We start from the raw sequence: 11,957 nt of genomic DNA on the forward strand, positions 1-11,957 counted from the left end.
CTATCTCCTATAGGAAATCCAACAGATTCCCCAGTTGTCCGGATCAACTGGAAATTCTATCGGAAAGAGCTCTTACTACTAATATACGAGGGGGAGAATAATGAAAAAATTATTTATTGTATTACTAGCAGCATTTGTATTTGCAGTAGTAAATCCAACTAAATCAGAAGCAAAAGTGATGTATGATGGAGCAGAAGTTGTAAAAGGCCAAACAGGAAAAATGACCTTTAAAAAAGACATCAAGGTGTACAAGAAAAATCCAAATGGTACGTTTGATTCGTTAGTGGTAAAGCGAAATAACTTCTTTAAAACGTATGATATTGAAAAATATGATGGCAAAACGTTCTACCAAATGGGGCAATATCGAGTACAAGCAACAGATTTGGTAGTTTTCAAAGAAGTGCCAATAAAAATTCGTTCATCTTTCTATAACAATCCAACTTATATTTATATTAATCGTGATGGTATTACTAATAGTTACGGAAGTTACTTCAGAGAACAAGAAGGCTACTCGTATATTTCTTTCTCGGATACAAATAATGGACAAAAACTTAATTTTTGCTCTGGCGATAGTGATGGTTCTTACGATCCGTGTCTTTATTATCTCGGTACAGATCTTAAGATCGCTGAGACAAAATCGAGAGATAGCAATGTACGTTATGAGTTAACAAAAGATGCAGGTGGGAAAAGCACGCCATTAAACGAAGTTAAAACTGAAACAATGTATGCAAAGGGAACCACTTTTTCATCGTATGGTACTGAAGTTAATGGTTATCTAGAAGTATCGGACTCAAAAGGTTACACTTGGCTTCCGGTAGATTTATTAAAGCCAGTTGGAGATAAGTGATAGATTAGGAATTATATAAAGCCCTCTTATTAATATTTGTTAAGGGGGTTTTTTTATATGGTAGGTTGACTTGCGGATAATTGTACATAATTTATAAGTAGTACACCAAATATAGAAAATTGGTGGAATGGTAGAAGGGTAAAATTATGTTGAGGTAAAACACAACACATTGTTTTTGTTAAATTTATCCTTCTTTATAATGTTTTTAGTAAAATATTGGAATGTTAGTGTGTAATACTAAGAAATTATATGTTTTCTAAACTTAATTAAGTAGGAGGAGAATAATGAAAAAATTTTTTATGGTGCTACTAGCAGCATTTGTATTAGCTGTAGTAAATCCAACAAAATCAGAAGCAAAAGTGATGTATGATGGAGCAGAAGTTGTAAAAGGCCAAACAGGAAAAATGACCTTTAAAAAAGATATCAAGGTGTACAAGAAAAATCCAAATGGTACGTTTGATTCGTTAGTGGTAAAGCGAAATAACTTCTTTAAAACGTATGATATTGAAAAATATGATGGCAAAACATTTTACCAGATGGGGCAATATCGGGTACAAGCAACAGATTTGGTAGTTTTCAAAGAAGTACCAATAAAAATTCGTTCATCTTTCTATAACAATCCAACTTATATTTATATTAATCGTGATGGTATTGCTAGTAGTTATGGAAGTTACTTCAGAAAAGAAGAATTATGGGGTATTTATTTCAAGGATACAAATAATGGACAACTTCTGAAGTATTGCGACAGTGGTGATGGTACTTACGAATTTTGCTATGAATATCCTGGTACAGATCTTAAAATCGCTGAGACAATATCGAGAGATAGAGGTGTACGTTATGAACTAACAGGAGATGCAGAAGGGAAAGGCGTTCCATTAAAAGAATCTAAAACTGAAAGATTTATGAAAAAGGGAAGTATTGTTTATTCATGGTATAATGAAATTAATGGTTATATATATGTAGTCGATAAGTTAGAGGGAAGACACGATAGTGCTGTTTGGCTTCCGATGAATTTATTAAAGCCAGTTGGAGATAAGTGATAGATTAGGAATTATATAAAGCTCTCTTAATAAGTATTTGTTAAGAGGGCTATTTTTTATGGTTGGTTGATATGCGAACAGGATGTTTGATGATGTCTTGGACTTAGCTGGAACTTTGAGGTTTTTGAGCAATGTATGTAGAATGAGCAGAAAATGAAGAAGAATGAATGTCATACCTAACTAGGTGTGGCTTTTTATTATGTTTCATAATTTTTGTACTTACAACCCATTATATAAGTAGATGGGAGGTGTTGATTTATGGAGTATGAATATAAAGTGAAGTTTTACTTTGACGAAGGTCGTGAAGAAGAATATAAAATCAAGAATAATATTGAACAAGAAACTTTTACAGAAGAACTTTCAAATGGGCTCAATGAGAAGTCTTGGTATTCATTTACTGAAACAGAACATTATAAAACGATTTTAATCAGTACTAAAGAGGTTTATCAAGTAGTAGTAGAAAAAAATATTTTAGAATTTGATTAATCAAATGTTGAAGTCACATCTAACTTGGTGTGGCTTTTTGGCTTTAATAAGGCTGTTTTCTAAAAGTATGTAGCTGTTAAAAAATAAAGACAGGATAAATCTACAAATTGATGTAGAATCAATTCTGTCTTTTTTTGATTTTTCATAAATTGAAGCACACGGCTCATTGAAATATTAAACTTTTGCTATCAAAATTTACGTACAAATGTTTGATACATTATAGCAGTTAGAGATGCGATTTCATCATTGATTGCTTCAATGTGGATACGATTCGTTAAATTTGTATTTGTATTATCTAAATTTTTAATTACAGCAATCTTTTCACCATTTAACGTTAAAGTTCCTGAATTAGTGTAATCTTTCTCAAATTGGTACACGTCCCCGTTAATCAGAAAAGTTTGCACCTTTTCAATTAATTGCACACGCTTTTGTGTAATTGAAACCTTATCCATTGCATTGCGGCTATATAGTGTATAACGAATACCTGTAAATATGCAATCGATTTTGTATATTGAATTATTATCAATTGAAATAGCATTATAGCAATATGGCATTCCGTATCGGAGAAGCGTATGAAACAGTTGTGTTAGGATACGGTGGCGATTTTTTTTGAGGATACTTATCACTTTGTTGTCCTTGTTATAAATGGGAATGCTTGTGTGATATAAATCTAATTCTGGGATGCTATATGAATAAATCTGCAATGATGTCTCTCCTCAATTATCTCTTAAATAATTCAATCAATGTCAATTTTAATATGAAATTGATATCTTTGTCCAAATAAATTGTACCGTTAGCTGAATAACAACATTTTTTTAGAATACTGCCTTTTTAATAAATATACAACGTCAGGGTTTTTCAATAGCCGATGCAGAAAATGTAATTCATCTTGGGTCAACAATTAACAGAAGTCTCTTCAAATGTTGTGTATAAATGGAAATATTTATGCGAATACATCTGATTTGAGGTATTATTAAATGAAAGATGTCATTATTATCTAGGAACAAAATGCTGGAATAGGAGAGGTTTTATTGAATGATAAAAAATGGGGGATAGTGTTCTCGTTTATTTTCGGTGGTTTAGCTATTTTCCTTATATTGATTCTGTTGACTGTTTCGTTTTTTGGTCAAGAAATAATAGAATACCTTAGAGATGGGTTTTCAGAGAAATACTAGATATATTTCATTTTGACGTTGAAGAAATGGAGGGAGGGGATTACATGACTAAAAAACAACATCATATTCCATTTTTGAAAAGACCTTGGGTATCTTCTATTGGTGTATTCGTATTGTCACAAATCATCTTTATTACATTTGAAGTAACAGGGTGGATACCTAATTATCGAGATTTTGGTGGAACGTTATTTGGAAGAATTACTGAAGCCTCAATTTTCAGAGAGTGGTTTACTTTTTATGAAACACAACATTTTAATTTACTTACTATCTTTTTTGGTGTCGTATTTCTCGTGCCTGGAATAATAGGTGCGATAAAAAACGTTTTTTCACTAAGGTCTACATAAGTAAAGTCTAGTGACAATATAAATAGAGCATTCACCCATTAAAGGGGCTGTCGGTAGACAGCCCCTTCTATAAACTATGTTGAAAGCCTCCAATTCTCAGCAGCTTGTCGAATATTAATAAAATGACGATACACACCTTCTTCTTTAATAAGTGAATGATGCGTCCCTTTTTGGATAACTTTACCGTCTTCAATGACAATAATTTGATTTGCATTTTGTATCGTGGATAGACGGTGAGCGATGATGATTGTTGTTTTTCCTTGAATTAATTCATCTAGTGCAGCTTGAAGGAGCGTTTCGTTTTCAGGATCAAGACTTGCAGTCGCTTCATCTAATATAATAATAGGTGCATTTTTCAAAATAGCACGTGCAATTGAGATTCGTTGTTTCTCACCCCCTGAAAGCTGTAAGTTTTGAATGGTATTTATCGAAATACGAATCTGTAATGGAAAGTAGAGCAAGTTTTATGATGATCAGTAACCCCCTTTTATGTTTAACCTCTAAATATTTGCTGCCTATATTCCTTTGGTGTTAAATCGGAATAGCGTTTAAATAACTCTGAAAATCTACCTGCACTTTGATAGCCTACTGTTCGAGCAATTTCGTTAATAGGGAGCTCTGTATGAGCTAGTAATTTCTCAGCCTGATGAACACGTTGTTTTTGAATATACTCGGTAATTGTGCAATGATACACTTCTTTAAATAATTTTTTTAATTTTGTAGCACCCATGCAAGAAATTTTAGTTAAATGATCTAAAGTTAGTTGTAGGGCGTAGTACTTTTCTATATGAGTGGCTACATGTTCAATTTGGTGAATATCTTCTTTAGAAATTTGTGAGCAATGACAAGTTTCATTGAAAAGTACACGTTCCATTATAAGGGCTAATGCTTCATATACTTTCCCTTCATAAAAAAGTGCAGAGGTCAGATCAGCACCACGATAAGCCGCTATTTGTCGAAGTAGGATTACCATTTCTGGAAAAGTAGCTGTGGCTTTTAGTGTTGTTAATGCTTGACGTGGATTCACATATTTTTCACCATATTTATGTGCTAGGAATTGATCACAAAAAATAGGGGTAAACTCAATACCGATTGATTGTACTGGAATATTTTTATGAATAATAGCGCTATATTTTTCTCCTTTTCCCCAATAACTTTTAATATAACCTGGCTTTAATGGATGGTAAGGGTTAAGCTCCTCACCTGAAATAGATTCATAGTATGTGACGGTTAAAAGTTCAGGCATTGTTAATTCTAACTGATAATCCTCAAAAAAATAAAAATCATGAATGAGAATAGAAAACATGTCCTCAAAATGGTATATCCAATAATAACCTTTACCTAAAGTTGGATCGATTGTATATGTAGTACCTACTGAGTTATATTTGCTCATTTGGTCAAATTTTGAAAAACCATTTTCTAATAACAGAGGTTTAAAATGATGAGATGTCATCTGATTTCTCCTTTCCTCAATTAGACTTTCCTCTTCCTTGATTGGACGTAAACATAGTGTAGTTATTTTTTTATGTACTACTATTTATTATAATAGATAATGATAATCATTATCAATAAAATATAAGAAAATATAGTAATAATTACTACAAAAAGGAAGGTGGATGTAGATATGTATTCTCAAACAATGCAGCAAAAATCTCTAACTACTAAAGATTTAATTACAATCGGTATTTTCTCAGCACTGTTCTTTATATTCATGATGATTGGATCAGCCTTTTTTGCTCCCAATCCTGTATTAACGTTTTTAATGCCAGCTGGCGCTGCTCTATTAACGGGACCTATTTATTTATTAATGATTGCTAAAGTACCGAAATTTGGTCCTATTCTTATTTTAGGAATATTGTTAGCGATTATTACATTCGTTACAGGGATGTACTGGTTATGGTCATTAGCCTGTATAGGATTAGCTATAATTGGTGAATTAATAGCATCGATTGGTAAGCATAAAAATATATCAATTAATATTATAAGCTATATTGTTTTTTCACTTCATCCAATGGGTTCTTACGTAATGCTGTGGTTTAACCAACAAGCGTATAAAGAGTATTTGGTAGGTCAAGGAACAGAACAAGCTTATATGGATACGATGTTAACAACTGCCCAAAATTGGATGTTACCAACAATGATTGTTGGCACAATGCTATGCGCTTTGATTAGCGGTTTATTGGGAAAAAAATTATTGAGAAAACAGTTTGAAAAATCTGGAGTGCTGGCATAGGCAGGGCGGTGAACTTATGAATAAGGAAGAAGAATTGCAGGGCAATATGCATATGCATGTTTTCACCGTCAAACTTGATCCAAGAACGAAAGTATTTCTACTAATGTTAGTAAATGCAACGGTTTTTTTGTCACCTTCTTTTCAATTTGAACTAATATTAATGGCCATAATATTTTGTCTTTGCTTTCTGATGGGGATGTTTTCTTTTTCATTGAAAATGATGCTTGGATACGGGTTTATTCTAGTAGTTCACTTAGTAAGTGAAATATTTTTGACAGGTGCGTGGGAGCTAATGTTTGTATCATTTGCAATGTTTATCAGAAAAATATTCCCGTGTGTTGTAATGGGTGGTTTATTAGTTGGAACCACAAAGATAAATGAATTTATGACGGCTTTAGGAAAAATAAGAATTTCCAAAAAGGTAATTATTCCATTAGCTGTAATGTTACGCTATTTTCCAATGATTGGTGAGGATTGGCGATATATAAAGGATGCTATGAAGTTGAGAGGCATCTCACCCTCCATAATAGGTTTTCTAAAAAATCCTGTGCAAACGGTTGAATGTATTTACGTCCCTTTAATGATGGCAGCCTCAAAAATTGCTGATGAATTATCTGCTGCTAGCATAGCGAGAGGGATTGAAAATCCGAAAGAGCGTTCTTGCTTTCAACATGTATCATTCCAATTCAGTGATAGTATTGTAATATTTATATTTACATTTTTTGTGTTCGGAGGAGTGTTCATATGTTGAAAGTCGAGCAATATTCATTTCATTATACAGATGAGAAAAGTGAAGGTATAGAAAATATAAATATTCATGTAAAAAAGGGACAGTGCATTTTACTGTGTGGTAAAAGCGGCTGTGGTAAAACAACTATTATCCGAGCAATTAACGGTTTAATTCCTTATTTCTATTCTGGAAAGCTAAAAGGGCAAGTGTTGTTAAATAATCAACCTGTAGAAAATAGGAAAATGTATGAATTAAGCGAACAGGTTGGGATGGTGTTCCAAAATCCGAGGTCACAATTCTTTAATGTGGATACTGATAGTGAGATTGTATTTGGAATGGAAAATATGGCATATCCAAAAGAAATGATGGAAGAACGAATGCGGCAAATTACGTCTGAGCTTCGTTTAGAAAGGCTTCGTCGACGCAATATTTTTCATTTATTGGGGGGAGAAAAGCAAAAGATTGCTTTTGCAAGTGTGTATGCTGTAGCACCCGATATTTTTGTATTAGATGAGCCTTCCTCTAATTTAGATGCGGCTGCTATTGAGGATTTAAAAGACATGATTGCATTACTAAAAATGCAAGGTAAAACAATTATTGTATCGGAGCATAGACTTTACTATTTAAAAGAATTAATTGATAGAGCCATTGTATTAAATAAGGGACAAATTGTATCAGTTTACTCACAAAAGGATTTTTTACAGCTTTCAGATCTTCAACTGAGGCAATTAGGACTCCGCACACTTTATTTAGACAATGTACAGTTTCAACATAAATCGCTACCTGCTGAACAAAAAGTTCATGAGCTTGTTGTGAAGGATGTCACTATATCGCACAAAAAAAGAAAGGTATTAGAAAATATTCAATTCACAGCAAAAAGCGGAGAAATAATTGCAATCACAGGACATAATGGTGCAGGAAAAACGACCTTTGCTAGAGCGATATGTGGTCTACATAAACTATCATCAGGAAATATTTATTTTAATAAACAAAAACTAACATTGAAAAAACAGGCTCAGCTTTCCTATATGGTAATGCAAGATGTCAATTATCAGTTATTCGCAGAAACGGTTGAAAAAGAATGTGTATTTGGGGTGAAAAATCCCAATCCGAATTTAGTACGAAAAGCATTGGAGGAAATGGATTTATTAGAACTGGTCAATCGACACCCGAATACATTATCAGGAGGACAAAAACAGAGACTTGCTGTAGCTGCAAGTTTAATAAGTGAAAAGGAAATTATAGTGTTTGATGAACCGACAAGTGGATTAGATTTTGACAGTATGCAAAAGGTTTCTAGTATTTTACAGAATTTAGCGGAGGCTAATAAAATTATTTTTGTCATTACACATGACTTAGAATTTATAGCATCTTGCTGTCATCGTATACTTCGCTTCGGAGATGGAAAGAAGCAAGATGATTATAAGTTAAATAAAGAAAATCATCAGTATACAATTGAAACTTTCACTAGATAGCAGGGAATGGATCTAACGTAACTGACCTGCAATGTGCAGAGAAATGTACGATACAAAATTACGATGTAAGGGAAGGGCTGAACGATAATGGGGAAAGTTGTAAAACAAAATGAAAATCCGATCTTTATGCTTCTTTCTTGGGCTGGAGAGGATAAAAAATATTTATATTTGTCTGTTTTATGTTCTTTAATTAGTGGTCTTTCGACAATTGTACCTTATTTCATTATTTATCAAATAATTGAGCAAGTCTATCACAATAATTTAACAGAAGCTTTGTTAATTCAAAATTTATTGATTTTGGCTATTTCGATAATTGTTCGATTTGGGCTCTTTGCTATTTCTGGTACCCTATCGCATAAGGGTGCCTATCGAACGTTATTTAAAGTGCGTTGTCAAGTAACAGAGCATATGGCGCAAGTTTCACTAGGTTCTTTAAATGAACGAAATACAGGAGAAATTAAAACACTATTAAATGAAGAAATTGAAAAGCTAGAGTTATTTTTAGCACATCATTTACCAGAGTTAGTGTTTTACTTGAGTGGTCCAATTGCTGTCTTCATCTATTTATGTACAGTTAACGTACCGTTAGCGCTTATTTCGTTTATTCCATTAATTGTTGCAGTGGCAGTAATGGTAATAATGTTTCGGGGGACGAATCAATTAATGGATCGAGGAGCACGTTCCATAGCCAATCTAAATGCAATCATTATCGAATATATTCAAGGAATGCGTTTAATTAAGGCATATAACATGAGTAGTTCATCATTTAAAAAGTTTACAAACACAGTAGATGATGAATTTAATGTCTGGAAAGAAATGTCTTTAAAAATGGGTCCACCATATGCGAGCTTTGTCATTATTATAGAATGTGGCTTACTCCTTATGGTACCTATTGGTGGAATGTGGTTTTTAAATGGTAGTTTAACAGGAAGTGTCTTTATTCTTTTTGCATTTGTAGGCTCATTGTATTTAACAGAATTACGACCTTTACAGGAATTAGGTTCAAACTTTGCACAGGTTTTAAATTCTGTAAAGAAATGCGTAGCCTTTTTAGAAACACCTGTTTTTGGGCAAGGGCAAGCATTTCCGAAGAATTACAATATCGAACTAAGAAATGTCAATTACTCTTATGATGGGCAAAAAGAACATTTAAAGAATGTGAATCTGTCTATTGTTGAAAATGAAAAAATAGCTATTGTAGGTGACTCAGGTTCTGGGAAAAGCACCATTGTACAGTTAATTTCACGCTTTAATGATGTTCAGCAAGGAGAAGTTTTGATTGGTAATCAAAATGTGAAGGATATTGATTATGAGGAATTATTAAAAAATATAACAACAGTTTTCCAAAAGACCTTTTTAACAAGTGGTACAGTGTTTGAAAACATTGTCATGGGTTCTAATGCTACACTCGATGAGGTAAGAACTGCGGCGAAAAAAGCACAAATAGATGATTTTATTATTTCATTACCTGATGGTTACGATACGAGGGTAGGGAGTTTTGGAACTAGATTTTCTGGTGGAGAAAAGCAGCGAATTGCTATTGCACGTGCCATTTTAAAAGATGCACCGATTTTAATATTAGATGAAGCAACATCCGCAGCAGACCCAGAAAATCAGGCCGAGATTGATCAAGCCATTGCTGAACTTTGTGTTGGTAAAACAGTAATTATCATTGCACACCGTCTTGGTATTATTAAGCATTGTGATCGAGTGGCAATTGTAGAAAATCAAACACTACAAGCATGTGGAACGCATCAAGAAATGCTAGAAGAAAACCCTTCATATAAAAAGACTTGGCAGGATTATAGTAAAGCTAGAGAAATTACGTATGAATTTTAACGATGTTGTACTTGTAGAAAAAGAAGGGTCTTCCAAGGGAAAGCCTATTTATGAAGGAGACTTAAGTATGGACAAAAAAAATGCATTTACAAAAAATGCTTCTTTTTATCTTTCGATTGTTTTCAATGTCATCGAGGGTATGCTAGCTGGTTTTAATTTTATCGTACTATATTACACGATTAATGCTTTAATAACAGAGCAATTAACGATGAACTTGTTAACTCGAATTCTGTCATTGTTAGGCGCTGTTTTTGTTATTCGTTTAATCATCTACGCGTTTGGTTATACGAGAGGGCAAATCGGAGGTGCCCAGATTAGTAGAATTCTTCGCTTGACACTGGGCGATAAAATGAAAAAAATACCGCTTTCCTCCTTTACGAAGGCACAAACAGGAGAGTACATTAATGCAACGACAACAAGTGTCAATAATTATGAAAATATTTTGACTCATAAAATAGGAGATATTATAAAAAATTCTTCATTTACTTTACTGCTAATTGGCTTTATTTCGACTATTTATATACCTGCTGGAGTAGTTCTGTTATGTTCAGGTTTATTGTTAATACCAACTCTTTATTTATCCTTTTTAATGGTAAAAAAATACGGAAATCAAAAGAAAAATATTATGACAAGTAACACAAGTGCTGTAGTTGAGTATATAAATGGTATTCAAACGTTGCGATCATTTGGTTTGGGTGGTGTTAAAAATAAAGCAACAACCTCATCAATGAAGGACTATAGTGATGTTAGTTATTTATATGAGATTAAAGTAATTCCAATTGGTACAACGTTTAGTATTTTGTGTTGGCTAAGTTTACCGATTGTTCTTTATTTAGCAGGACATCAATGGCTGGAGGGGAATTTAGATGCGTCTTCTTTCTTTCTAATTAGCATTTCCCCTTTATTTACATGCAAACTATTTGGCACACTTTTTATTGATTTAACCTCTTATAAAAACTTAATGATTGCAAAAAGACAAATTGAGTGCGTCATAGAAGAGGTGGAGGAGTTATCAAATGAGACTTCTTTTGAACCTGAACAGTATAGTATAGCTTTTCAAAATGTGAATTTCGCTTATAACCGAGGGGAACCTATACTACGAAATGTCAATTTTGAAATTGATTCTTCACAGTTTGTGGCGATTGTTGGACCATCGGGTTCGGGAAAATCAACTATTTTAAATTTAATAACAAAATACTATGAGCCTGAACGCGGTGATATATTAATCGGTCAGCAAGTTATTCAATCGATTGCTTCTGAAAAAGTATTGCAGAAAATTTCACTAGTCGACCAAGATATATTTTTGTTTAATGATACGATTTTAAATAATATTCGCTATGCAAAGCCAGAAGCGACAGAACAAGAAATTATTAATGTTGCGAAAGAAGCAAACTGCCATGATTTTATTGAGAAATTAGAGTGTGGCTATGACACAATTGTTGGAGAAAATGGTAATAAGCTATCGGGCGGTGAAAGACAACGTATATCCATTGCACGTGCTATTTTAAAGGACAGCCCAATACTTTTATTAGATGAAGCAACAGCGTCGTTAGATATCGAGAATGAGCTGGCTGTAAAAGAAGCGATTAAAAATCTTTTGAAAAAGAAAAAAACGGTTGTTATGATTGCCCATACGCTTTCCATTATAAAAAATGCAGACAAAATCCTAGTTGTTAATGAAGGACAAATCGTAGAAGAAGGTTCACATGAAAAGCTCATTGCTAAAGAAGGCAAATATGCAGCAATGTGGAGAAAGGAACATCAATTAAGTAGCGTATAACAAAATGT

At 33.1% G+C, this 11,957-nt stretch carries 11 protein-coding genes and 1 pseudogene; 9 read left to right on the plus strand and 3 right to left on the minus strand.

Translation table 11 applies throughout. The features are described 5' to 3' along the window. Positions 1 to 100 precede the first annotated feature (100 nt). From ACIQ7T_RS21445 to ACIQ7T_RS21455, 3 genes are all read left to right on the plus strand, one after another. Positions 101 to 847 carry a hypothetical protein gene (locus ACIQ7T_RS21445; protein WP_370082691.1) on the plus strand — a complete coding sequence of 249 codons (747 nt, stop codon included), beginning with the start codon at positions 101 to 103 and terminating at the stop codon, positions 845 to 847. Positions 848 to 1,131: 284 nt separating this feature from the next. Further along, a complete protein-coding gene (locus ACIQ7T_RS21450; protein WP_370082689.1) occupies positions 1,132 to 1,887 on the plus strand; it encodes a hypothetical protein in 756 nt (251 codons plus the stop codon). A 258-nt stretch (positions 1,888 to 2,145) separates the two neighbouring features. After that, positions 2,146 to 2,373, plus strand: a complete 228-nt coding sequence (locus ACIQ7T_RS21455; RefSeq protein ID WP_142507768.1) for a hypothetical protein — start codon at positions 2,146 to 2,148, stop codon at positions 2,371 to 2,373. A 188-nt stretch (positions 2,374 to 2,561) separates the two neighbouring features. Here ACIQ7T_RS21455 and ACIQ7T_RS21460 read toward each other — a convergent pair whose 3' ends face one another. Beyond that, positions 2,562 to 3,077: a tubby C-terminal domain-like protein gene (locus ACIQ7T_RS21460; RefSeq protein ID WP_370082687.1), complete on the minus strand. Its 516-nt coding sequence runs from the start codon at positions 3,075 to 3,077 to the stop codon at positions 2,562 to 2,564. A gap of 515 nt (positions 3,078 to 3,592) precedes the next feature. Here ACIQ7T_RS21460 and ACIQ7T_RS21465 point away from each other — a divergent pair. Beyond that, positions 3,593 to 3,892 (plus strand): YfzA family protein, encoded by a 300-nt coding sequence (locus ACIQ7T_RS21465; RefSeq protein WP_132358673.1) that lies wholly within the window; start codon positions 3,593 to 3,595, stop codon positions 3,890 to 3,892. 74 nt (positions 3,893 to 3,966) lie between these two features. On the opposite strand, the pseudogene ACIQ7T_RS21470 reads toward ACIQ7T_RS21465, so the two are convergent. Continuing rightward, a pseudogene (locus ACIQ7T_RS21470) lies at positions 3,967 to 4,296 on the minus strand (ATP-binding cassette domain-containing protein); the annotation flags it as partial. 89 nt (positions 4,297 to 4,385) lie between these two features. After that, positions 4,386 to 5,345: a helix-turn-helix transcriptional regulator gene (locus tag ACIQ7T_RS21475; protein WP_370082685.1), complete on the minus strand. Its 960-nt coding sequence runs from the start codon at positions 5,343 to 5,345 to the stop codon at positions 4,386 to 4,388. Between the two features lie 171 nt (positions 5,346 to 5,516). Between ACIQ7T_RS21475 and ACIQ7T_RS21480 the strand changes: the two genes are divergently transcribed. The 5 genes from ACIQ7T_RS21480 to ACIQ7T_RS21500 all read left to right on the plus strand — a co-directional run bounded on the left by ACIQ7T_RS21480 (position 5,517) and on the right by ACIQ7T_RS21500 (position 11,949). Beyond that, positions 5,517 to 6,125, plus strand: a complete 609-nt coding sequence (locus ACIQ7T_RS21480; protein WP_370082683.1) for an MptD family putative ECF transporter S component — start codon at positions 5,517 to 5,519, stop codon at positions 6,123 to 6,125. A gap of 16 nt (positions 6,126 to 6,141) precedes the next feature. Then, entirely contained in the window at positions 6,142 to 6,876 is a 735-nt protein-coding gene (locus ACIQ7T_RS21485; RefSeq protein WP_370082681.1) for an energy-coupling factor transporter transmembrane component T, read from the plus strand. Further along, positions 6,870 to 8,330 carry an ABC transporter ATP-binding protein gene (locus ACIQ7T_RS21490; RefSeq protein ID WP_402873356.1) on the plus strand — a complete coding sequence of 487 codons (1,461 nt, stop codon included), beginning with the start codon at positions 6,870 to 6,872 and terminating at the stop codon, positions 8,328 to 8,330. Before ACIQ7T_RS21485 ends, ACIQ7T_RS21490 begins: the two co-directional genes overlap by 7 nt. Positions 8,331 to 8,417: 87 nt before the next feature. Next, positions 8,418 to 10,169 carry an ABC transporter ATP-binding protein gene (locus ACIQ7T_RS21495; protein WP_370082677.1) on the plus strand — a complete coding sequence of 584 codons (1,752 nt, stop codon included), beginning with the start codon at positions 8,418 to 8,420 and terminating at the stop codon, positions 10,167 to 10,169. Next, on the plus strand, positions 10,159 to 11,949 hold the full coding sequence (locus ACIQ7T_RS21500) for an ABC transporter ATP-binding protein (RefSeq protein WP_402873359.1): 1,791 nt from the start codon (positions 10,159 to 10,161) through the stop codon (positions 11,947 to 11,949). Before ACIQ7T_RS21495 ends, ACIQ7T_RS21500 begins: the two co-directional genes overlap by 11 nt. Positions 11,950 to 11,957 lie beyond the last annotated feature (8 nt).

Origin of the sequence: Lysinibacillus sp. NPDC096212 (genome assembly GCF_044763105.1) — a bacterium.
Lineage (GTDB): Bacteria > Bacillota > Bacilli > Bacillales_A > Planococcaceae > Lysinibacillus.